General features: G+C 36.3%; 21 protein-coding genes. 18 read left to right on the plus strand and 3 right to left on the minus strand.

The genetic code is table 11. The features are described from left to right. From BM157_RS13160 to BM157_RS00080, 14 genes are all read left to right on the plus strand, one after another. The coding region (locus BM157_RS13160) for a GDP-mannose 4,6-dehydratase (RefSeq protein ID WP_456361685.1) at positions 1-162 on the plus strand (162 nt) is incomplete at its 5' end. A gap of 77 nt (positions 163-239) precedes the next feature. Next, on the plus strand, positions 240-1178 hold the full coding sequence (locus tag BM157_RS00020; protein WP_090139433.1) for a GDP-mannose 4,6-dehydratase: 939 nt from the start codon (positions 240-242) through the stop codon (positions 1176-1178). A gap of 52 nt (positions 1179-1230) precedes the next feature. Then, the gene (rfbF, locus tag BM157_RS00025) at positions 1231-2007 is read left to right on the plus strand and encodes a glucose-1-phosphate cytidylyltransferase (RefSeq protein ID WP_022502956.1); all 777 of its coding nucleotides are present in this window, start codon (positions 1231-1233) and stop codon (positions 2005-2007) included. A gap of 29 nt (positions 2008-2036) precedes the next feature. Then, positions 2037-3086: a CDP-glucose 4,6-dehydratase gene (gene rfbG / locus BM157_RS00030; protein ID WP_022502955.1), complete on the plus strand. Its 1050-nt coding sequence runs from the start codon at positions 2037-2039 to the stop codon at positions 3084-3086. Between the two features lie 20 nt (positions 3087-3106). Continuing rightward, on the plus strand, positions 3107-4444 hold the full coding sequence (gene rfbH / locus BM157_RS00035; protein ID WP_022502954.1) for a lipopolysaccharide biosynthesis protein RfbH: 1338 nt from the start codon (positions 3107-3109) through the stop codon (positions 4442-4444). 28 nt (positions 4445-4472) lie between these two features. Next, positions 4473-4979: a GtrA family protein gene (locus BM157_RS00040; RefSeq protein ID WP_022502953.1), complete on the plus strand. Its 507-nt coding sequence runs from the start codon at positions 4473-4475 to the stop codon at positions 4977-4979. Positions 4980-5008: 29 nt separating this feature from the next. Next, a complete protein-coding gene (locus BM157_RS00045; protein ID WP_022502952.1) occupies positions 5009-6520 on the plus strand; it encodes an aldolase catalytic domain-containing protein in 1512 nt (503 codons plus the stop codon). A gap of 25 nt (positions 6521-6545) precedes the next feature. Continuing rightward, complete coding sequence (locus BM157_RS00050) at positions 6546-7196, plus strand: HAD hydrolase-like protein (RefSeq protein WP_022502951.1); 651 nt, start codon at positions 6546-6548, stop codon at positions 7194-7196. A gap of 34 nt (positions 7197-7230) precedes the next feature. Continuing rightward, positions 7231-9048 (plus strand): thiamine pyrophosphate-binding protein, encoded by a 1818-nt coding sequence (locus BM157_RS00055; RefSeq protein WP_090139435.1) that lies wholly within the window; start codon positions 7231-7233, stop codon positions 9046-9048. A gap of 115 nt (positions 9049-9163) precedes the next feature. Continuing rightward, entirely contained in the window at positions 9164-10084 is a 921-nt protein-coding gene (locus tag BM157_RS00060; protein ID WP_022502949.1) for an NAD-dependent epimerase/dehydratase family protein, read from the plus strand. 39 nt (positions 10085-10123) lie between these two features. Beyond that, positions 10124-11080: a glycosyltransferase family 2 protein gene (locus tag BM157_RS00065; RefSeq protein ID WP_022502948.1), complete on the plus strand. Its 957-nt coding sequence runs from the start codon at positions 10124-10126 to the stop codon at positions 11078-11080. Between the two features lie 206 nt (positions 11081-11286). Beyond that, on the plus strand, positions 11287-12759 hold the full coding sequence (gene pap / locus BM157_RS00070; RefSeq protein ID WP_055175622.1) for a polyphosphate:AMP phosphotransferase: 1473 nt from the start codon (positions 11287-11289) through the stop codon (positions 12757-12759). 360 nt (positions 12760-13119) lie between these two features. Further along, on the plus strand, positions 13120-14340 hold the full coding sequence (locus BM157_RS00075) for an aspartate aminotransferase family protein (protein WP_090139437.1): 1221 nt from the start codon (positions 13120-13122) through the stop codon (positions 14338-14340). An 83-nt stretch (positions 14341-14423) separates the two neighbouring features. After that, a complete protein-coding gene (locus BM157_RS00080) occupies positions 14424-15590 on the plus strand; it encodes an iron-containing alcohol dehydrogenase (protein ID WP_318255692.1) in 1167 nt (388 codons plus the stop codon). Positions 15591-15747: 157 nt separating this feature from the next. On the opposite strand, the gene BM157_RS00085 is transcribed toward BM157_RS00080, so the two are convergent. The 3 genes from BM157_RS00085 to BM157_RS00095 all read right to left on the minus strand — a co-directional run bounded on the left by BM157_RS00085 (position 15748) and on the right by BM157_RS00095 (position 18339). Continuing rightward, positions 15748-16236, minus strand: coding sequence for a GNAT family protein (locus tag BM157_RS00085; RefSeq protein WP_022502944.1), 489 nt, complete (start codon positions 16234-16236; stop codon positions 15748-15750). 26 nt (positions 16237-16262) lie between these two features. Then, entirely contained in the window at positions 16263-17357 is a 1095-nt protein-coding gene (locus tag BM157_RS00090) for a PTS transporter subunit IIC (protein WP_022502943.1), read from the minus strand. A gap of 106 nt (positions 17358-17463) precedes the next feature. Next, positions 17464-18339, minus strand: coding sequence for a LysR family transcriptional regulator (locus tag BM157_RS00095; protein ID WP_055175613.1), 876 nt, complete (start codon positions 18337-18339; stop codon positions 17464-17466). 309 nt (positions 18340-18648) lie between these two features. Between BM157_RS00095 and BM157_RS00100 the strand changes: the two genes are divergently transcribed. The 4 genes from BM157_RS00100 to BM157_RS00115 all read left to right on the plus strand — a co-directional run bounded on the left by BM157_RS00100 (position 18649) and on the right by BM157_RS00115 (position 23088). Next, positions 18649-19914: an SLC13 family permease gene (locus BM157_RS00100; protein ID WP_022502941.1), complete on the plus strand. Its 1266-nt coding sequence runs from the start codon at positions 18649-18651 to the stop codon at positions 19912-19914. Positions 19915-20088: 174 nt separating this feature from the next. Beyond that, positions 20089-20988: a L(+)-tartrate dehydratase subunit alpha gene (ttdA, locus tag BM157_RS00105; protein WP_090139439.1), complete on the plus strand. Its 900-nt coding sequence runs from the start codon at positions 20089-20091 to the stop codon at positions 20986-20988. Beyond that, the gene (gene ttdB / locus BM157_RS00110) at positions 20988-21614 is read left to right on the plus strand and encodes a L(+)-tartrate dehydratase subunit beta (protein WP_022502939.1); all 627 of its coding nucleotides are present in this window, start codon (positions 20988-20990) and stop codon (positions 21612-21614) included. The genes ttdA and ttdB overlap by 1 nt, the downstream gene beginning before the upstream one ends. Before the next feature lie 457 nt (positions 21615-22071). Continuing rightward, the gene (locus BM157_RS00115; protein WP_090139441.1) at positions 22072-23088 is read left to right on the plus strand and encodes an aromatic acid exporter family protein; all 1017 of its coding nucleotides are present in this window, start codon (positions 22072-22074) and stop codon (positions 23086-23088) included. Positions 23089-23091 lie beyond the last annotated feature (3 nt).

The raw sequence follows: 23091 nt of genomic DNA on the forward strand, positions 1-23091 counted from the left end.
GACTTCTTCAGACCAGCAGAGGTTGAACTTCTTATTGGTAACCCAGCTAAGGCAGAAGCAAAGCTTGGCTGGAAGAGAGAGATTTCTTTCCAGGAATTAGTTGAGAGAATGGTTAAGAATGACCTTGAATTAGTAAAGAAAGAAGCAGAAGCTAATAACTAATAAATGTTAAATGTTACGAGGAGTCAGGGCAGAGATTCTGTCCTGACAATATTTGATTATCAGAAATGAGGTAATATATGAAAGCATTAGTAATTGGCGGAGGCGGTTTTGTCGGTCCATATCTTGTAAGACATCTTACTGATGATTGTGGATACGAGGTTACAGTTACTAAGACAGAGAAAGAACAGCTTGTTATGGATAATGCAGTTGTTAAGAATCTTGATATTCTTGACATTGGACAGATAGTAGAATTGCTTAAGGCTGAACAGCCTGATTATATATTTCATCTTGCTGCACAGTCATCAGTTGCATATTCGTGGAAGAATCCAACGCTTACAATTGATGTTAATATAAAAGGCTGTGTTAATCTTCTTGATGCTGTAAGACAGCTTGATAAAAAGCCAAGAGTACTTCTTATAGGTTCGGGTGAAGAATACGGACATATCAAAGAGGGTGAATGTCCGATTGTTGAAGATAATACAGTTCGTCCAGGCAATATATATGCCGCTACAAAGGCATGCCAGAATATGTTGGGAAAGATATATTCTGATGCTTATGGCCTTGATATAATGATGGTAAGGGCATTTAACCATATAGGTCCTAACCAGACACCTATGTTTGTTGTAGCTGATTTCTGCAAGCAGGTTGCAGATATTGAGAAAGGCAGACAGGAGCCAGTTATATATGTTGGTAATCTAAGTGCCAAGAGAGATTTTACAGATGTAAGAGATGTAGTAAAGGCCTATGCACTTCTTGTTGAACATGGCAGACGTGGAGAGACATATAATGTAGGAACTGGACACGCAATTGCAATCAGTCAGATACTTGATGAGATAGTAGCAATGTCTGATACAGCCATTGAGGTTAAGGTTGATGAGAATAAGCTACGCCCTGTAGATGTTCCAATTATAGAACCTGACATAGACAAGATTAAGAGTGAAGTCGGCTGGCAGCCGGTTATTTCATTAGAGCAGACTCTTAAAGAAACACTTGAGCATTGGAGAAGTGTGGATTGATGAAAAATATAAAAGAATATTAAATATACTTAAAAAAGACTGGAGGAACAGTATGAAGGTTGTATTATTAGCTGGTGGTTTCGGAACAAGAATAAGTGAAGAAAGCCAGTTTAAGCCAAAGCCAATGATTGAGATTGGCGGTAAGCCAATTCTTTGGCATATTATGAAAGAATATGAATATTATGGATTTAATGAATTTATTATATGTGCTGGTTATAAGCAGTATGTAATAAAGGAATGGTTCGCTGATTATTTCCTTCATAATAGTGATATTACATTTGACTTTACTAAAGGTTCTAATGATATGATAATCCACGAACAGCATTGTGAGCCTTGGAAGGTAACTGTAGTTGATACAGGACTTAATACTATGACAGGTGGAAGAATTAAGAGAGTACAGAAGTATGTAGGTAATGAACCTTTCCTTATGACTTATGGTGATGGCGTATGTGATGTTGATATATCAAAGCTTGTAGAGTTCCATAAGGAACACGGAAAGATTGCTACTCTTACATCAGTTATGCTTGAACAGCAGAAGGGTGTTCTTGATATTGGCGGAGATAATGCTGTTAAGTCTTTCAGAGAGAAGAGTGTTATGGATGGTGCACCAATCAATGCTGGTTATATGGTACTTAATCCTGAAATATTTGATTATATTGAAGGTGATAACACAGTATTTGAGAAAGATCCACTTGAGAAGCTTGCTAAGGAAGGACAACTTATGTCTTATATGCACAATGGCTTCTGGCAGTGTATGGATAACAAGAGAGAAATGGATATGCTTGAGAAGTATCTTAGCACAGGAACAGCTCCTTGGAAAAAATGGTAATTATTATCAGGAAGGGATAAGATATAAAGATGGATTTAAGTTTTTATAAAGGCAAAAAAGTTCTTGTTACAGGACATACAGGATTTAAGGGTTCTTGGCTTTGCAGAATTCTTGTAAAAGCAGGAGCAGAGGTTACAGGATATTCACTTGAAGCACCTACGGATCCTAATCTTTTTTCAATGGCAGACGTTGAGAACAATATTAATTCTGTTATAGGTGATATAAGAGATTTAGCACATTTAAAGGAAGTGTTTAAGGAAGTACAGCCTGAGATAGTATTACATCTTGCTGCACAGCCTATTGTAAGGGATTCATATAAAGACCCTGTATACACTTATGAAACTAATGTTATGGGTACAGTTAATATATGTGAATGTGTAAGACTTAACCCTTGTGTTAAATCATTCCTTAATGTAACTACTGATAAGGTATACCATAATAATGAATGGGCATGGGGTTATAGGGAAAATGAACCACTTGACGGATATGATCCATATTCTAACAGTAAATCCTGCTCAGAGCTTGTTACACACAGTTATATCAATTCATTCTTCAATGATATGGATGTATCTGTATCAACAGCAAGAGCTGGTAATGTAATCGGCGGCGGTGATTTTGCCAATGACAGAATTGTGCCAGATTGTGTAAGAGCAGCTATTAAGAAGGAAGATATAGTTGTACGTAACCCACATTCAACAAGACCATACCAGCACGTATTAGAACCACTTGCAGCTTATCTTATGATAGCTATGGAACAGTTCAAAGATAAGAAGTATGCTGATTTCTATAACGTAGGTCCAGATGAAAGCGATTGTATAACAACAGGAGTTCTTGTAGACACATTTTGTAATAAATGGGGCGAAGGACTTAAATGGGTTAACAAGTATGACGGAGGTCCACACGAGGCTAATTTCTTAAAGCTTGACTGCTCTAAGTTAAAGACAACATTTGGCTGGAAACCACGCTGGAACTTTGATACAGCTATTGAAAAGTCAGTTGAATGGTCAAAGGTATATGCGGCTAATGGCGATGTAGTTAAATGTATGGATATGCAGATAGACGAATTCTTTGCAGAATAATTAATTATGGAGGATAAATAATGTTTGATAATAAGAATGAATTAGAAGCAAGAGAAGAAATTCTTGCAATGGTAGATGAGTACTGCAAGAAGTATCATAACCAGAAACAGTACAAAGAGGGAGACAGAATATCATACGCAAGCCGTGTGTATGACAGCAAGGAAATGATGAATCTTGTTGATTCAGCACTTGAATTCTGGCTTACATCAGGACGTTATACAGATGAGTTTGAAAAGAAGCTCGGTGAATACCTTAATGTAAAGTATGTATCAGTTGTCAACTCAGGTTCATCAGCTAACCTTAACGCATTTATGGCACTTACATCACCACTTCTTGGTGAGAGAAGAATTAACAGAGGTGATGAGATTATCACTGTTGCTGCTGGTTTCCCAACTACAGTTACTCCAGCTATCCAGTATGGTGCAGTTCCTGTATTTGTAGACGTTACAATTCCACAGTACAATATTGATGTAACAAAGCTTGAAGAAGCATATTCAGATAAGACAAAAGCTGTTATGATTGCACATACACTTGGTAATCCATTTGATTTATCAGCAGTTAAGGAATTCTGTGATAAGCACAATCTCTGGTTAGTAGAAGATAACTGTGATGCACTTGGTTCAAAATATACAATTAATGGAGAAGAGAAGTTCACAGGTACAATCGGTGATATAGGAACAAGCAGCTTCTATCCTCCACACCATATGACAATGGGTGAAGGTGGTGCCGTATATACTAACAACCCACTTCTTAACAAGTGTATCCGTTCATTCAGAGACTGGGGACGTGACTGCGTATGTCCTTCTGGTAAGGATAATCTCTGTGGACACAGATTTGATAAGCAGTATGGCGAGCTTCCATTAGGATATGACCATAAGTATGTATATTCACATTTTGGTTATAATCTCAAGGCAACAGATATGCAGACAGCAGTAGGCTGTGCACAGCTTGAGAAGTTCCCTTCATTTGTTGAGAGAAGAAGACATAACTTTGACAGATTAAGAGCAGCACTTGCTGATATTGAAGATAAGGTAATTCTTCCAGTTCCTTGTGATAATTCAAGACCAAGCTGGTTTGGTTTCCTTATTACAGTAAGAGAAGGTCTTGACAGAAAGGCAATCGTAGAATATATCGAAAGCCACGGTGTCCAGACAAGAAACCTCTTTGCTGGTAACCTTATAAAGCACCCTTGCTTTGATGAGATGAGAGCAACAGGAGAAGGCTACAGAGTAGTAGGAACTCTTGACAACACAGACAGAATTATGAGAGATACATTCTGGGTAGGTGTATATCCAGGAATGACAGATGAGATGATTGATTATATGGCTAAGACAATCAAGGAAGCTGTTAATCAGTAATTTATGGTCATAAGGAAAGTACATTAATATGGGTAAGACAATATACGGTTTTATTGAAAAAATTTATATGTTTTTTGTTGAGCTGCTTTTTAAGATTATCAAAAAGGACTTAACAGACAAGAAAAGACAGACATTCAAGGAATTCTTACAGTTTGGATTAGTAGGTGTGTCTAATACAATTATTTCTTATTTACTTTATGTTGTAACACTTTTGCTTGTATCTAAGAGCGGTGTAAAGTTTGATTATATCATTGCGAACATTGTTTCCTGGTTACTTAGTGTTCTTTGGTCATTTTACTGGAATAACAAGTTTGTATTTAAGAAAGAAGAAGGCGAAAAAAGAAATATATGGGCAGCATTATTTAAGACATATGTTTCTTATGGATTTACAGGATTGATTCTTAATAATATATTATCAGTATTGTGGGTATCAGTTCTTCATATAAGCAAGATGTTAGCACCTATTATTAATCTTGTTATAAGTATTCCTATCAACTTCTTTATGAATAAGCTTTGGGCATTTGGCAAAAAGTAATTAACTAATTATGATGGAAGGTAAGTAACTTGGGTAGAATTCAGCTATTAGATTGTACATTACGAGATGGTGGATATGTTAATGACTGGAATTTCGGTCATAATAATTTAATAAGTATATTTGAAAGGCTTGTAAATGCCAGAATTGATATAGTAGAAGTTGGATTTATTGATGAAAGAAGAAAGTTCGACATCAATAGAAGTATCCTTCCTGATACCAGAAGCTTTGAAGAAGTATATGGTAAATGTAACCATAAAGATACTATGGTTGTAGGTATGATAGACTACGGTACTTGTAGTCTGTCTAACCTTCAGCCTTGTAATGAGTCCATATTAGATGGAATAAGGGTAATATTTAAAAAAGATAAGAGAAAAGAAGCTGTTGAATACTGTGCCAAGGTAAAAGCACTTGGTTATAAGGTATTTGTACAGCTTGTTTCAATTACAAGCTATAATGATGAAGAATTGCAGGATTTAATAAAGCTTGCTAATGATATAGAGCCATATGCAGTATCAATGGTTGACACATATGGTCTGTTGCAGAAGGATAGTCTTTTGCATTATTTTTATATGCTTGATGAGGGGTTAAAGGAAAATATAAGTCTTGGATACCATTCGCACAATAATTTCCAGAGAGCATTTGCTAATTGTCAGGAAATGCTTCTATGTAATACGAAAAGAGATGTACTTGTAGATGCTACAGTATATGGGATGGGGAAAAGTGCAGGTAATTGTCCGATAGAGCTTCTGGCTATGCACCTTAATGATTATTATAATAAGAATTATGATATAAGCCAGATTTTGGAAGCCTTGAACTGTAATATTATGGATATTTACAGAACTAAGCCTTGGGGCTATAATATGTTCTTTTATATGGCGGCATTTAACAGCTGTCATCCAAGCTATGTTTCATATCTTATGGATAAGGAAAACTTATCAATAAGGCAGATTAATGAAATATTATCTGAACTTGCTAAGAGTGAAGATAAGCAGCTTATGTATGATGAGCAGTTTATAAAGCAGTTATATGATAATTACAAGAAAATAATTACAGATATTTCAGATGAATCATATAATAATTTAAAGAAAGATTTATATAATCAGAATATCATTATAAAAAGTGCTGGGGTTAATCAGGATATTATGGTTAAGCCTGATGTAGATGACAGCAAAGTAACAGTATCAGATGATAACAGAATTTATAAGGGAACGGTAATATGGGTTAACAGTCTTGCTAAAGATATTACGATATCGTTTGACAGTCTGACTGATAAAGGCATAGATGATAAATCAGACCAGCTGGATGAGTATGTATTTATCAGTGACAGTAAAAGCTATGTTAATCTGTCAGCACAGTTATCAGACAGACCAGATACAGTAAAGATTATTACATTAAGTGATGTTACGCCTAATAATGGTGACCATTTTGATTATGTATTTGATAAAGAAGAATTCAAGAATACTACTGGCTCAGATGAAGCTGGTGATAATTCATTATATATATTAAAGTTGATTTTAGGAAAATGCGGTTTTATCATATAAATATCACAAGAAAAAGGAAATAACTATGGGAAAATATGAGATAGCGGTATTTGATGTAGACGGAACACTTCTTGATACAACAGAAGGAGTTCTTGCATCAGTAAAATATACAATAGATAAGATGGGATTTGAGCCATTAAGTGAGGATGTTTTAAAGACATTTATCGGACCACCAATTCAGGACTCATTCGCTAAAGCATATAATCTTAGTGGAGATATATTACAGGACATTGCAACCTGCTTTAGAAACAGATATAAGGATTATGAGCTTCTTAAGGCAGTTCCATATGATGGAATATATGAAGTGTTTGACAAGCTTATGGAAAGAAATGTAAAGCTTGCGGTAGCAACTTATAAAAGACAGGATTATGCTGAGGCAATTTTAAAGCATTTTGGATTTGATAAGTATACTAATATATTATATGGTGCTGACCATAATAATAAGTTAAAAAAGGTTGATATTATCGAGAAATGTATGGTTGACTTAGGAGTTACTGATTATTCTAATGCAGTTATGATTGGTGACAGCAGTCACGATGCTATCGGTGCAGAAAAGATTGGTATGGATTTCATAGGTGTAACCTATGGATTTGATTTCAGGGCACCAGAAGATGTATACAAGTTCAAGGCAGTAGGAGCGGCGGCAATGCCTTTAGACCTGCTTAATTTAATATAAAGATAGAATATTATTAAAAGGATGGATAAACATTATGAGAATGAAAGTTGCAAAATATATATCAGAATTCTTTGTTAAGCAGGGTGTAACCGATATGTTTATGATAACTGGTGGAGCAGCTATGCACCTTAATGATGCATTTGGACATCAGGAAGGCTTAAAGATTACTTATAATCATCACGAACAGGCTTGTACAATTGCTGCAGAAGGTTATACAAGACAGACAGGAAAAATTGCTCCTGTATGTGTAACTGGTGGTCCTGGCGGAACTAATGCAATTACAGGTGTATTCGGTGCATATGTTGATTCTATTCCAATGTTTGTTGTTACCGGACAGGCTAAAAGAGAGACAACAGTATGGTCAACTAACCTTCCGCTTCGTCAGCTTGGTGATCAGGAAGTTAATATTACATCAGCAGTATCTACTATGACTAAGTATGCCAAGATGATTACAGATCCTATGAGTATAAGAAAAGAAGTTGAGAAGGCTTGGTTTCTTATGCTTAATGGACGTCCGGGTCCGGTATGGCTCGATATTCCTGGCGATGTTGCCTCAACATTTATTGAAACAGACGATTTAGAGGGCTTTGACAAGCAGGGTTATATTGATGAGCACTGGGCATCATTTAATCAGGATAATCCGGTATATGATGAACAGTATACTAAGGATGTGCTTGCGAAGATTAAAGAAGCTAAAAGACCTGTAATACTTGCAGGAACAGCTATAAGACACGCTAACCAGCAGAATGAATTCATTAAATGTATAGATAAGCTTGGAATTCCAGTTGTTACAGCGTGGGACGCACACGATATTATATGGGATGAGCACCCATTATATTGTGGAAGACCTGGTACAGTAGGTACAAGGGCAGGTAATTTCATAGTTCAGAACGCAGATTTACTTATTGTATTAGGCTGTAGAATGAATATCCGTATGATAGGATATAATTTTGGCGATTTTGGCAAAAATGCTTATAAGATAGTTGTTGATATAGATGATGCAGAGCTTAATAAGCCAACAGTGAAGGTTGATTATCCTGTTCACGCAGATTTAAGGGATTTCTTCAAGTCTGTTAACGAGGCAGAATATGAGAAGAATAACAGCCATAAGGAATGGGTTGACTGGTGCAGACAATTAGATAAGAAGTATCCAGCCACACTTCCAGAATATTATGAAGATAAAGACGGCTTAAATCCATATGTGTTCACAACAAAGTTATTTGAGGAATTAAATGAAGATGACAGTGTTGTGTGCAGTAATGGTGCGGCGTGTGTTATAACATTTCAGGCGGCTGATATTAAGAAGGGTCAGAGATTATATACTAATTCGGGTTGTGCGGCAATGGGTTATGGACTTCCAGCAGCAGTAGGAGCAAGCGTGTCAGAACCAGATAAGAGAATTATCTGTGTTGAGGGTGATGGAAGCTTTATGATGAATATGCAGGAGTTACAGACTATTGTATACAATAATCTTGATATCAAGATATTCCTTATTAATAATAATGGATATCATTCTATCAGACAGACACAGACTAATCTGTTTAAGGGACAGCCATATGTAGGAATTGGTGGAGGATATGGTCTTAGCACACCAGACTTCTCAAGAGTAATACCAGCTTTTGATATTCCTTATTACAGAATAGACAGACTTGATGGCATTAATGAAACTATAGATGAAGTTATTAACCATAAGGGTCCTGTATTCTGTGAGGTAGTTGTAGACTGGCACCAGAATTTTGCACCAAAGTCAAGTTCAAAGGTACTTCCAGACGGAAAGATAGTATCAGCGGCAGTTGATGATATGGCACCATTCCTTGACAGGGAAGAATATGAAAGCAATCATCTTGCATAACTGTAATTGATAATTTATAATCATTCATTGGGACAGCGTAAATATCAGTAATGATAGTCTTGCTGTCCCATATCAGGATAAATATAGAAACCAGTATATAGAAATGGGGATTTTAATGAAAAGAGCGGTAATTACAGGACCTACAGGTTCTATTGGATTAGCACTGATTAATGAACTTGTATCTAACGGAGTAGAGGTTGTTGCTGTTGTAAGACCGGGTTCAAGACGTGCAGACAGAATTAAGACAAGTGATATGGTAAAGCGTGTTGACTGCGATTTGTCAGAGCTTAATAAACTGCCAGAGCTTATTCGAGAGGGAGCTGATGTGTTCTATCATTTTGGCTGGGACGGAACATTTGGCAACAGCAGAAATAATATGTATGGACAAAATCTTAATGTAAAATATGCACTTGATGCGGTTGAAGCTGCTTTTGCACTTGGCTGTGATACTTTTATAGGTGCTGGTTCACAGGCTGAATATGGCAGATATGAAGGCTCTTTGAATGAGAGTGTTCCTGCATTTCCTGAAAATGGTTATGGGATTGCCAAGTTATGTGCTGGACAGATGACAAGAATTGCCTGTAAGCAGAAGGGAATGCGTCATATATGGACAAGGATACTTAGCATATATGGTCCTTATGATGGTGAGAATACAATGGTTATGAGCACTATTTACAAGCTTCTTAATTCAGAAAAGCCATCTTGTACTAAGGGTGAGCAGATGTGGGATTTCCTTTATTCAAAGGATGCAGCATTAGCAATGAGATTACTTGGTGAGAAAGGTACAGACGGTAGAACATACTGCATAGGAAGCGGTAAAGCAAGACCATTAAAAGAATATATTGATATTATAGGACAAAATGCCAATAAAAATGTCACAATAGGATATGGAGATATTCCATATGGTCCTTTACAGGTAATGTACTTGTGTGCAGATATTACAGCGTTAAGAGAAGACACTGGATTTGAGCCAAGGTATTCTTTTGAAGATGGTATAAAAGAGACAATAGAATGGTGTAGAACACAGAATTTATAATATCTTAGATGTAATAAAGAAGTAAGAATGGAGATTAAGATGAAGAAGATTAGTATTATGGTACCTTGTTATAATGAGGAAGAAAATGTTATACCTCTCAGCGAAGCGTTGATAGAGATGTTTGCAAAGGATCTGCCACAGTATGATTATGACATAACATTTATTGATAACGACTCAACTGATACAACAAGAGTTAAGTTAAGACAGTTATGTGAGGGTAATAAGAAGATTAAGGCAATATTTAATGCTAAGAATTTTGGACAGTTTAATTCTCCATATTATGGTATTATTAATACAGATGGCGATTGTACAATACCAGTATGTGCAGACTTTCAGGACCCTATTGATGTAATTCCAAGACTTGTAGCAGAATGGGAAAAGGGCTATAAGATAGTATGTGCAGTAAAGTCAAGCAGTAAAGAAAGCAAGATAATGTATTTCTTAAGAACCTGTTATTACAAGCTTATTAAAAAAATGTCTTCTGTTGAACAGATAGAGCATTTTACAGGTTTTGGTTTATATGACAAGTCATTTGTACAGGTTATGAGGGACTTGAAAGATCCAATCCCATTTTTAAGAGGTGTTGTTGGAGAATTAGGGTTTAAGAGAACTGAGATTGAGTATACACAGGCACAGAGAAGAGCAGGAAAGACACATAATAATTTCTTTACCCTTTATGATGCTGCAATGTTAAGCTTTACATCATATACTAAGCTTGGATTAAGACTTGCAACATTTGTTGGTGGATTCTTTGGTCTTGTCAGCATAATTGTTGGAATTGTATACCTTGTTCTTAAGCTTGTATACTGGAACAGATTTACAGCTGGGATGGTTCCTCTTATTCTCCTTGTCAGCATATTAGGTTCATTACAGCTTATATTCATAGGTCTTATGGGAGAATATATATTAAGTATGAACCAGCGACTTATGAACAGACCATTAGTTGTTGAGGAAGAAAGATTAAATTTTGATGATGCTGATAAGTCAGATAAGTAATAGCTGATTAACAAGATAAGCAGTATCATCTAAATTACTGGATATATAGTAGGAATAATATCAGATAATATATTAAATAATTAAGCCACGTCAGAGGAAATGTTCCTGATTACAGGAATAGCTTTGATGTGGCTTTTATACTGTTAATTTGTCTTATATTCTGTTATAATACTTATAAAAAGTGGGTTAGATTGGAGGATTTGATTATGTTAAAAGATTGGAACAAGGTAGAACAGCCAACAGCAGAGGAAGTGGATAAAAGACTTGCCAATGCAAAGAACAGCCTTTTACAACAGCAGATTGCTATGAAAGAAAAGAAGCTTCCAGTAATCGTACTGCTTGAGGGCTGGGGTGCGGCAGGAAAAGGAAGTGTGCTTGGAAAGTTAATTAAGAATATAGATCCACGTTTTTTCAAGGTTGCAGTTATGGACGAACCGACAGAGGAGGAGAAAAGAAAGCCGTTCCTTTACAGACATTTTGTAAAAATTCCAGAGGCAGGAAAGTTCGTGTTTATGGACAGCGGCTGGATGTCAGAGGTTACAAGCCAGAAGTTAAGCGGCGAGCTTTCAGAGGAAGAATATAAGAAGAGGATAGAGAGTATTAAAAGATTTGAACGACAGCTTACGGATAATGGATATCTCCTGCTTAAGTTCTTCTTTAATATTGATAAGAAGGAGCAGAAGAAGCGATTAAAGAAGTTAGTGGAAGATAAGAATACAGCATGGAGAGTAAGTAAGCACGACAGATGGCAGAATAAGCATTATGATGAATGTATGGAAGTGTATGACCAGTTTCTGTGTGATACCAATCATTCGACAGCACCCTGGTATATAGTAGATGCGAAGGATAAGAAGTGGGCACAGTTACAGATACTAGAGACTATAGTACAGGGCATTGACACAGCATTTGCCAACAGTGCACTGTCAGTTCCGCTTCTTCAGAATGCATTCCCATTAAAGCCAATAAGCAGGTTAGATGAGGTTAGCCTTGATAAAAGCCTTACAGATGAGGAATACGAAAGGCTTCTTGACCTTTATCAGAAGCGTTTAAAGGAGCTTCATAATGAATTATATAGAAAGAAGATACCAGTTATAATTGCATATGAAGGCTGGGACGCGGCAGGAAAAGGCGGCAATATCAAGAGAATAACAGAAGCACTTGACCCAAGAGGTTATGAAGTGCACCCAATAGCAAGTCCTGAACCACACGAGAAATCAAGACATTACCTTTGGAGATTCTGGAACCGGCTTCCAAAGACAGGACACGTTGCAATATTTGACAGGACCTGGTATGGACGGGTTATGGTTGAACGTCTTGAGGGTTTTTGCAGTAAGAATGACTGGCAGAGAGCCTATGTTGAGATTAATGAATTTGAGAAAGAACTTTCCGACTGGGGAGCAATTATTGTAAAGTTCTGGGTTCAGATAGATAAGGATACACAGCTTGCCAGATTTAAGGAAAGAGAGAATACACCAGAGAAACGTTGGAAAATCACTGATGAGGACTGGCGTAACAGGGAGAAATGGGACAGCTATGAGGAAGCCGTTAATGAGATGTTAGAAAAGACTAACACGTCATATGCTCCGTGGCACATACTTGAGTCTAACGATAAGAAGTATGCAAGAATAAAAGCACTTAAGACAGTAATTGAGGCAATTGAAAAGTATGAAGCTAAATAAGAAAAGATTATAACAGGCATATTAATAGCAGTATTAGTATGTATAATAGCAGGAAGTGCAATGTATGTTAATGATTGTTATCACACAGATACAGATAACTGCACAGCATATATACGATTGTATTTCTTGTAAATAATTCACTTTTTGATAGTTAATATAATTAAGTAAAAGTTAATATAATTGTAAGATTATAATGTTGACATACAATATATTGTGTGTTATTTTATCAGTGTTAAATAAATATACGAATTAATTAAAGGCAAAGGCGCCGTTACAACGAAAGTTGTTCGAGCCTTTGCCTTTTTGATTTGTAAAAAACGTATATGTGCCATACCAATGACACAGGAATGGAGGATTATTATGAAGTTAAAGGATACAGGATTGACAGCACAGGATATTAAGGACAAGGTTAACAAGTATATGATTGAAACTTATGAGCGTTTCGATTTTCTTGCTGAAACCGCAAAAGATATGTATCTTTATGATGAGAATAAGACACCATATCTTGACTTTTACGCAGGTATTGCAGTTAATAATGCAGGAAGCTGTAATGAAAAGGTTGTTGCCGCAGTTAAGGATCAGGTTGAGGACATAATGCATACATTTAATTATCCTTATACAATTCCACAGGCATTACTTGCTGAGAAGGTATGTAAGACAATTGGTATGGATAAAATATTTTACCAGAACTCAGGTACAGAGGCTAATGAGGCAATGATTAAGATGGCTCGTAAGTATGGTGTTGAAAAATACGGACCAAACCGTTATCATATAGTAACAGCTAAGGACGGTTTCCACGGAAGAACATTCGGTGCTATGTCTGCAACAGGTCAGCCAGGCAATGCTTGTCAGGTAGGTTTCGGACCTATGACTTATGGATTTTCATATGCACCATACAATGATCTTAAGGCATTTGAAGATGCCTGCACAGAGAATACAATCGCTATAATGATTGAACCTGTACAGGGCGAGGGCGGTGTACACCCGGCAACTAAGGAATTTATGACAGGTCTTAGAAAGTTCTGTGATGAACACGATATGCTTCTTCTTATCGATGAGGTTCAGACAGGCTGGTGCAGAACAGGTGCAGTAATGTCATATATGAATTATGGCATTAAGCCAGATATTGTATCTATGGCAAAAGGTCTTGGCGGTGGTATGCCAATAGGTGCTATATGTGCAACAGAAGAAGTATCAAAGGCATTTACAGCAGGTTCACACGGAACAACATTTGGTGGACATCCTGTATCATGCGCAGCAGCTTTAGCAGAGGTTAATGAGCTTCTTGACAGAAATCTTGCTGACAATGCCAAGAAAATGGGTGATTACTTCAGTGCAAAGTTAGAGAAGCTTCCACACGTTAAGGAAGTAAGACATCAGGGACTTCTTGTTGGTGTGGAATTCGATGATACAATAAGCGGCGTAGATGTAAAGCACGGTTGTTTTGACAGAAAGCTTCTTATAACAGCTATCGGATCACATATAATCCGTATGGTACCACCTCTTATTCTTACAGAGGCAGACTGCGATAAAGCATATGAAATCATCAAGGAAACAGTAGAAAGCCTTAGCACAAAATAGGCACAGATTAATATAACAGCCACAATTATATAATTGTAATTGTGGCTGTTAATAGTAATTACTTGAAAGAATGGAGAATGATAATGGAAAATGTAATTACACAGGAAAGCAGTAAAGCTATAGAATTTAATTACTACCTTCCAGTTAATATTGTATTTGGTTCAGGAAAAGTTAATAAGGCCGGCGAACTTGCTAAGCCTTATGGCAAAAAGGCTCTTATTGTAACAGGAAAAAGCAGTGCCAAGAAGTCGGGGCTTTATGATAAGGTTAATGACAGCTTAAAGAAGGCAGGGCTTGAAACAGAGCTTTTTGATAAGGTATCTCAAAATCCACTTACAACAACAGCCGGTGAAGGAGCAGCTTACGCTAAAGAAAAAGGCTGTGATGTTGTAGTTGCAATAGGCGGCGGAAGCATAATGGACTGTGCTAAGGCAATAGCATTTCTTGCAGTAAATGACGGCGATGTAAGTGATTATATATTTGGAAAGAAGTCAGGTGATAAGGCACTTCCATTAATACTTATACCAACAACATGCGGTACAGGTTCAGAAGGCAACGGATTTGCAGTTCTTACCAATCCTGATAATGGTGATAAAAAGTCACTTAGATGTAATGCAATTGTTGCCAAAGTATCAATTGTAGACCCTGAATGTATGATGACAATGCCTAAATCAGTGCTTGCTTCTGTAGGCTTTGATGCTCTGTGTCATTGTATGGAAGCATATACTTCAAGGATTGCACAGCCATTTACAGATGCACTTAGTCTTTATGCAATAGGGCTTATAGCTGGTAATCTGGTAAATGTATACAGTGATAATGCAGGTAAAGATGGCTGGGAGAAGATAACACTTGCCAGCACAATAGGCGGAATGGTTATTAATACAGCAGGAGTTACTCTTGCACACGGAATGGAACACCCTGCAAGCGGACTTCGTGATATCGTACACGGAAAAGGTCTTGCGGCTCTTACTCCGGCAATTATTGAAGCATCTTATACTGGCAATGAAAGCAAATTTGCTGATATTGCAAAGTTATTTGGCGGTAAGGAAGCTAAGGATCTGGCCTTGAAGATAAGAGAGCTTCTTAAGAGTATTAATCTTAATTGTACACTTTCAGATTTAGGAATAGAAGAAAAGGATATTCCTTGGATGGCAGAGAACTGTATGAAGGTATCTGCTGCAAGTGTTGCGAATAATCCAGTTGTATTCACGCAGGAACAGATAGCAGATATTTATAAGAAAGCATTATAAGGATATTACAATAAATAATATTGAGTATGTAATCTAAACGGATATAGTACAGCTATAACTGGATAGAATTTGTTATCCCCCACCGGTATAAAAGCTTACAGGTGGGGGATTTCTTATTTTTCTTATTTTTAAAATTTTTTATTGTTTTCTTGTATTATTATATTAATTCATAAGCGATTCTTTCAGAACCGTCTTTAACATATATAATTCCACACTTTTTAAAGCCATTTTTCTCTATAACGTGCTGCATAATTTTATTGTCGTGGTGAGTATCTATTCTTAAGTGAGGTATCTGGTCCTTGCAGTAATTAACAGCGATTTCAAGTACGCCGTGAATAGTTCCGTCACCAGCAATTCTGTGGATTGTGCCGTAAGATTCATCAGACAACCAGTGTCCGTTGTCAATTATATGATATGTAGAATCATCACCAATATGGAAATAAAATACTGCGTGAACGCCGCCGTCTGCTTCAATTACATACATTTGCCGGTTGGCAATATCGTTGTCGATTGTTTCCTCAGAAGGATTGTTATTCTTCCACTGGTTAGGATTGCCGTGTTCAGCCATAAATTGTCTTGCGTAAGCGTAGATTTCCATAATGCGTGTTTTATCATTGACCGTAGCTTTTCTTATAGTTGTCAGCATAGTTAAACCTCATTTCCTGTATTATTTTATGAAAGTTTCATATCTCCATCTTTTACCCAGCCTAATTTCTTTAAGAACATATTAATAAGTGGACATATAACTGCTGGAAGTACGAATGATATAAGTATAAGTCCAGCCCAGTCCATAGCGGTAATAGAGGCTTTAGTCCCTGCTGCCACATCATTTACCCAGCCGGAATATACACCAATCTGTCCGACAAGACCACAAGTTCCCATACCGGAAGATACGGCAGTTCCATTCATATTAAGCTTGAAGATGCAGGTTGCAAGAGGTCCAGTAATTGCTGATGTTATAATAGGGGCTATCCATATTCTAGGATTCTTGATTATGTTGCCCATCTGTAACATAGAAGTTCCTATTCCCTGCGATACAAGTCCGCCCCAGCGGTTTTCCTTAAATGACATTACAGCAAAGCCAACCATCTGTGCACAACATCCAGCCACGGCAGCACCGCCTGCAAGACCAGTAAGTCCAAATGCGGCACATATGGCAGCAGATGATATTGGAAGTGTAAGTGCAATACCGACTAATACTGATACAGCAATACCCATAAGGAAAGGCTGTAAGTTAGTTGCAAGCATTATAAGTTCGCCGATTTTCATTGCAGCTTTTCCAAGGGCAGGTGCAATAAGTGCGGCAACGCCTGTTCCAACACCTATAGTTATTAGAGGTGTTACAAGTATATCTACTTTGGTTTCCTTTGAAATCATCTTGCCAGCCTCGGCGGCAATAATTGCTACAAAATATACAGCCAGAGGTCCGCCGGCACCGCCAAGTGCATTGGAGGCAAAACCAACTGTTATAAGCGAGAACAGTACAAGAGGTGGGCATTTGAGTGCATAACCGATTGCAACAGCCATAGCAGGACCACTCATAGCAGAGGCAAGTCCTCCGACAGTATAACTAACGCCGCTTACAGTAGCAACAGTGTCTGTAAGGAAGCCAAGATGAAGCTGTGTACCGAGCGTATTAAGTATTGTTCCGATAAGAAGAGAGCAGAACAGACCCTGTGCCATAGCACCAAGTGCATCAATTCCGTATCTTTTTACAGATACTTCAATGTCTTTTTTCTTTAGAAATGCTTTTAATTTGTCTTTCATTGATTAACTCCTTGTTATTTTATATTTGTATTTTTAATAATACTAATAAGTGATTAATTATATAAAATAATAACTATATAATTAATGTCATATAAATCTATTGTATTTAATTACTATATTTATTAATGATATAAGTTATAAACTTTTCTGCACTGTCGGTTGTATAACTGCCTTTCTTCCATACTATGCCTATATTCTGGTTAATAACAGGACTTATAGGAATTCCTGTAGTACCAGAAAGATTTTTTTGCAGTGATGAATAAAGAAATGCACCACCAAGATTATTACATATAAAGTTCCTTATTGTATATAGCTGACTTGCATGAAGAATGACATTCGGATTCACTCCAGCCCGCTTAAATGCGGTATCAAGTGTTTCATTCTGTACGGAGTCAGTATTATACATAATAAGAGGTTCGTTCTTAATCATCTCAATTGTCACCTCGTGGCATTTGGCAAGCGGGTGGCTTTTGGACACACAGAATACTATTTTGTCATTCATAACAGTGAAGGAATTAAGTTTGTCTATCTCATAAAAGTGCATATTAACAAGGGCAAGGTCAAGTTTACCCTCCTGAACCATATTAGCAGCTCTTATAGAACCATACTCAAATAATTCAAATGATATATCTGGATATAATTCTTTAAAATCTGTTATTAACTGCGGAAAGAATATTGTGCTTAATAGCGGTGGTATTCCAATCTTTACAGTTGCTTTGCACTGTCCTAAGTCGTATAGCTGTTCTAAAGTATTATTATATTGTTCTAAAAGCACAACTGCCTTCTGGTAGAATAATTCCCCTTCTTTAGTAAGGGTTAAATGGTTCTTGGTCCTGTTAAACAGATTAATGGAAAACTCTTTCTCTAATTCTTTGATTGCACTTGATATGGCAGGCTGAGTCACATAAAGCTCAGCTGCTGCCTTTGTTATGCTGTGAAGTCTTGTAACAGCACAGAAATATTGTAACTGTACGATTTTCATAGAATTTTGCTCCTGTTAAATGTATTAATAAGCTCATATAGCTCATATAAGGTAATATTTATTTATAGTGTATACAGAACACATTTGTTAAGTATATATAAAATTATAATTAATTTGTTAAATATTATAGCATATATTTGGTGGTTTTGTCTAAAATTGGTTAAAAGTTATAAATTTTACTTATGAAAGTATTTCTTTTTGTAAATTTACAACAAGAAAATGTCTTTATATAATAAAATCAAGCAAAGGAAATAGAAAAGCCGGTAATAATATTTCTTAAGTAAATATATAGTAAATGGAGGAATTTTGATGAGTCACGCAACAATAACGTTAATATTTTTGTTGTTTGCAATCATAATGTTCATATGGGAGAAACTTCCACTTGGAGTAACATCAATGATAGTCTGCGTGGGGCTGGTTATCACAGGGGTTCTTGATTGGAAAACAGCTTTTTCAGGATTTATAGACAGTAATGTAATATTATTTGTAGCAATGTTTATAGTAGGTGGAGCATTATTTGAAACAGGAATGGCTAATAAGATAGGTGGAGTTGTAACACATTTTGCTAAGTCAGAGAAACAGCTCATAATTGCAATTATGGTAATTGTAGGTGTTATGAGCGGGGTGTTATCAAACACTGGAACAGCAGCAGTTCTTATTCCGGTAGTAATCGGAATAGCAGCAAAGTCAGGTTATTCAAGGTCTAAACTTTTAATGCCGCTTGTATTTGCAGCTGCTATGGGAGGTAATCTCTCACTTATAGGTGCACCGGGTAATCTTATCGCACAGTCAACTATGCAGGAGATTGGCAAGTCGTTTGGATTTTTCGATTATGCCAAGGTAGGCGTTCCAATATTAATAGCTGGAATAATATTCTTCGCATTAGTAGGATACAAATTATTACCAGATACAAAGCCAAGTGAGGACTCAGGTTATGGTAATAAGACAGATTTCAGTGATGTTCAAAAATGGAAGCAGTGGTTATCGCTTATAATACTTATCCTTACATTACTGGGGATGATATTTGAGGACAAGATTGGAATAAAGCTTTGCATAACAGGATGTATCGGAGCTTTAGCATTGATAGTAACTGGTGTAATATCAGAAAAGCAGGCATTAAAGTCAATTGATTTAAAGACAATATTCTTATTCGGTGGAACACTTTCATTAGCATCTGCACTTTCCAAATCAGGTGCAGGTGAGATGATAGCCAATAAGGTAATAGGACTTTTAGGAGATAATCCATCGCCATACCTTTTAACATTTGTAGTATTTATGCTCTGCTGTGTATTAACTAACTTTATGAGTAACACAGCAACAACAGCACTTATGGCTCCTATATGTTTATCAATTGCCACAGGAATAGGTGCTGACCCAAGTGCAGTGCTTATGGCTTGTGTAATCGGCGGCTCTTGTGCATATGCAACACCTATTGGAATGCCAGCTAACACAATGGTAATAGGTGCAGGAGGTTATACATTTAAAGATTATGCCAAGGCAGGAATACCACTTATAGTAGTATCAACAATAGTAAGTATGATATTACTCCCAATTATGTATCCATTCTTCCCTTAAGCTTAGCAGATTAAGTCAGGTATTATGCAAATTAAGATAAGCATAAAGCTGATTGAACTGAATATAATAATCAGGTTTAAAGCAAGAGAAGATTGATAAATATTACAACATAAAAGATAAAAAGACTAATTAAATTAACAAAATATTTTATAAGGATTTGAAGGAGGAATTAATATGTCAAAAGAAGCACAGGTAAAACAGCTTACAGATTATATGGCAAAGTTTATTGCCTATACAGCTAAGAAATTACCAGATGATGTAATTGCAAAGCTTGAGGAGTTAAGAGATAAGGAAGATAGTCCGTTATCGAAGACAATCTACAACACAATGTTTGAGAACCAGAAGTTAGCAGTAGAGCTTAACAGGCCAAGCTGTCAGGATACAGGTGTGTTACAGTTCTGGGTAAAATGTGGAACTAAGTTCCCACTTATAGATGAACTTGAGGGACTTCTTAAAGAAGCAGTTGTACAGGCAACATTTGAAGCACCATTAAGACATAATAGTGTAGAAACATTTGATGAATATAATACAGGTAAGAATGTTGGTAAGGGAACACCTACAGTATTCTGGGATATTGTTCCTGACAGCGACCAGTGTGAAATCTATACATATATGGCTGGCGGTGGCTGTACACTTCCAGGTAAGGCTATGGTACTTATGCCAGGTGAAGGTTACGAAGGTGTTACTAAATTCGTATTAGATGTAATGACAAGCTATGGACTTAATGCATGTCCTCCACTTTTAGTTGGTGTTGGTGTTGCAACTTCTGTAGAGACAGCTGCATTACTTTCAAAGAAAGCACTTATGAGACCAATTGGATCACATAATGATAATGAGAGAGCTGCCAAGATGGAAAGACTTCTTGAAGATGGAATTAACTCTATAGGCTTAGGACCTCAGGGTATGGGCGGAAAATATTCTGTTATGGGTGTTAATATTGAAAATACAGCACGCCACCCATCAGCAATAGGTGTAGCCGTTAATGTTGGCTGCTGGAGCCATAGAAGAGGCCATATTATCTTTGATAAAGACCTTAATTATACAATTACAACACATTCGGAGGTGACTTTATAATGGTAGAGATGAGAAATGGTAAAAAGGTACTTATTACTCCTGTATCTGCAGAGGATTTAAAGGATATTAAAGTTGGTGACATCGTATATCTTGATGGCAGTATGACAACCTGCCGTGATGTTGCACACAGAAGATTGGTGGAAGAAGGAAGAGAACTTCCTGTAGATGTAAGAAATAATGCTATATTCCACGCAGGTCCAATTATCAGACCATTAGAGAATGACAAGTTCGAGATGGTATCTGTAGGACCAACAACAAGTATGAGAATGGAGAAGTTCGAGTACGAATTTGTTAAGCTTACAGGAGTAAGAGTTATTATTGGAAAAGGAGGTATGAAAGAGAACACAGAGAGAGCCTGCAAAGAATTCGGTGCTATTCATTGTGTATTTCCAGCAGGAAATGCAGTTGTGGCAGCTACAGAAGTAGAAGAAATTGTAAGAGCAGAATGGCGTGATTTGGGAATGCCTGAAACACTCTGGAACTGCCGAGTTAAGGAATTTGGCCCACTTATCGTATCAATAGATACACAGGGCAACAATATGTTCGAGGAGAACAAAGTTATATTCAACCAGAAGAAAGATAAAGCTATAGAGGAAATCTCTAAGCAGGTTGGATTTATTAAATAATTCAGCTGAATAACAGCGATATCTGACAAATAATCAAACTGATTATGAAGGATATATACGTTGTGTATAATGTGCAATACACAATGTTTATATATAGAACGAGCATAGGTTATATAGCAATGTGATTATTTATATAACATATGTTTGTTCAAAATATAATAATGCTGGTGCAAACAACTTCTAACCAGTAATAAATGGTGTATAATCATCGGTAAATTATGGTTTGTAATTGCCAATAAACCATAATTTATAAAAACACAATACAAAAGATAAAGTATTAATCTATATTTATACTTACATTAAACCTAAACCTAATATTAAAGGCAGAGGGCTGTTGCATCAAAGTCAAAAGATGTAACAGTCCTTTGTTTTATATAATGTATATAAAATGATTAAGATTAATAGTGTATACAAAAATGCATAAAAAAGATGGATAGAAAAAGAACAATAAAAAAGAATGGGGGTATGTTATATTAATAGATATAGGAAAATAATATTATTATCTCTTAAAATAGGAATAGGCAGCAGTCTTTCACTTTATACGGCACAGAAATTGGGACTTAATTACGCAGTATCGGCTGGAACTATAACGTTGCTTTCACTTATGAATTCAAAGTGGGAAACAATAAGACTTTCTGGAAGCAGGATAGCTTCATTTTTAATAACAGTACTTGCAGGATGGATTTTATTTACCAATATTAGCAGTATGTGGATAGCATATGGAATATTGCTGATATTTAGTGTGTTTATGGCGGAGATACTTAACTGGAGAGCGACAATATCCGTTAATGGTGTTATAGCGGCACACCTTGTTACTTATGAGAATTTTAATGATATGGCGGTATGGAACGAACTGGGGATTGTTCTTGTTGGAGTTGGTTTTGCAATAGTGTTTAATCTTTTTAATGGCAATTATGAGCATAAAAAGCATATTGTTGTTAATATGAGGGAGATTGAAAATAAAATGCAGATGTTTATATACGCACTTTCAGCTTATTTATCAAATAAAAAAATGGAGATAAATGTATGGGACAATATAAAAACATTGGAAGAGGATATACAGGATTGCATAAAAGAAGCATATGAGTACCAGAATAATACATTTTATTCACATCCGGAATATTATATATCATACTTTGAATTAAGAAAGAACCAGTGTCAGATATTACATAATCTTCATTATGAAATGAAAAAGATGCGAACTATGCCGAAAAATGCTAAAATAGTTGCAGAGTATTTATTGTATCTGGCTGATAACATAACAGAATTTAATAATCCAGAGGAACAGCTTGTTAGGTTAAAAGGCTTGATTTCGCATTTAAAGAATGAAGAACTGCCAGTGACAAGAGAAGAATTTGAAAGTGGTGCGTTGTTATATCATGTGTTAATGGATATAGAAGATTTTCTGTTATACAAACAGCATTTTATAAATAATCTTGATAAGATACAAAGAAAACATTACTGGAAAGGTTAAGGG

It is taken from the genome of [Lactobacillus] rogosae (assembly GCA_900112995.1).
GTDB classification, from domain to species: Bacteria; Bacillota; Clostridia; order Lachnospirales; family Lachnospiraceae; genus Lachnospira; species Lachnospira rogosae.

What these genes read in the sequence shown, in the direction of transcription:
- pap (WP_055175622.1), top strand. Translation starts at nt 11,287, where the DNA reads ATGTTAAAAGATTGGAACAAGGTAGAACAGCCAACAGCAGAGGAAGTG.
- BM157_RS00020 (WP_090139433.1), top strand. Translation starts at nt 240, where the DNA reads ATGAAAGCATTAGTAATTGGCGGAGGCGGTTTTGTCGGTCCATATCTT.
- BM157_RS00080 (WP_318255692.1), top strand. Translation starts at nt 14,424, where the DNA reads ATGGAAAATGTAATTACACAGGAAAGCAGTAAAGCTATAGAATTTAAT.
- BM157_RS00095 (WP_055175613.1), bottom strand. Translation starts at nt 18,339, where the DNA reads ATGAAAATCGTACAGTTACAATATTTCTGTGCTGTTACAAGACTTCAC.
- BM157_RS00115 (WP_090139441.1), top strand. Translation starts at nt 22,072, where the DNA reads ATGGGGGTATGTTATATTAATAGATATAGGAAAATAATATTATTATCT.
- BM157_RS00090 (WP_022502943.1), bottom strand. Translation starts at nt 17,357, where the DNA reads ATGAAAGACAAATTAAAAGCATTTCTAAAGAAAAAAGACATTGAAGTA.
- BM157_RS00075 (WP_090139437.1), top strand. Translation starts at nt 13,120, where the DNA reads ATGAAGTTAAAGGATACAGGATTGACAGCACAGGATATTAAGGACAAG.
- BM157_RS00060 (WP_022502949.1), top strand. Translation starts at nt 9,164, where the DNA reads ATGAAAAGAGCGGTAATTACAGGACCTACAGGTTCTATTGGATTAGCA.
- rfbF (WP_022502956.1), top strand. Translation starts at nt 1,231, where the DNA reads ATGAAGGTTGTATTATTAGCTGGTGGTTTCGGAACAAGAATAAGTGAA.
- rfbH (WP_022502954.1), top strand. Translation starts at nt 3,107, where the DNA reads ATGTTTGATAATAAGAATGAATTAGAAGCAAGAGAAGAAATTCTTGCA.
- BM157_RS00085 (WP_022502944.1), bottom strand. Translation starts at nt 16,236, where the DNA reads ATGCTGACAACTATAAGAAAAGCTACGGTCAATGATAAAACACGCATT.
- ttdA (WP_090139439.1), top strand. Translation starts at nt 20,089, where the DNA reads ATGTCAAAAGAAGCACAGGTAAAACAGCTTACAGATTATATGGCAAAG.
- BM157_RS00100 (WP_022502941.1), top strand. Translation starts at nt 18,649, where the DNA reads ATGAGTCACGCAACAATAACGTTAATATTTTTGTTGTTTGCAATCATA.
- BM157_RS00040 (WP_022502953.1), top strand. Translation starts at nt 4,473, where the DNA reads ATGGGTAAGACAATATACGGTTTTATTGAAAAAATTTATATGTTTTTT.
- BM157_RS00050 (WP_022502951.1), top strand. Translation starts at nt 6,546, where the DNA reads ATGGGAAAATATGAGATAGCGGTATTTGATGTAGACGGAACACTTCTT.
- BM157_RS00055 (WP_090139435.1), top strand. Translation starts at nt 7,231, where the DNA reads ATGAGAATGAAAGTTGCAAAATATATATCAGAATTCTTTGTTAAGCAG.
- ttdB (WP_022502939.1), top strand. Translation starts at nt 20,988, where the DNA reads ATGGTAGAGATGAGAAATGGTAAAAAGGTACTTATTACTCCTGTATCT.
- BM157_RS00065 (WP_022502948.1), top strand. Translation starts at nt 10,124, where the DNA reads ATGAAGAAGATTAGTATTATGGTACCTTGTTATAATGAGGAAGAAAAT.
- rfbG (WP_022502955.1), top strand. Translation starts at nt 2,037, where the DNA reads ATGGATTTAAGTTTTTATAAAGGCAAAAAAGTTCTTGTTACAGGACAT.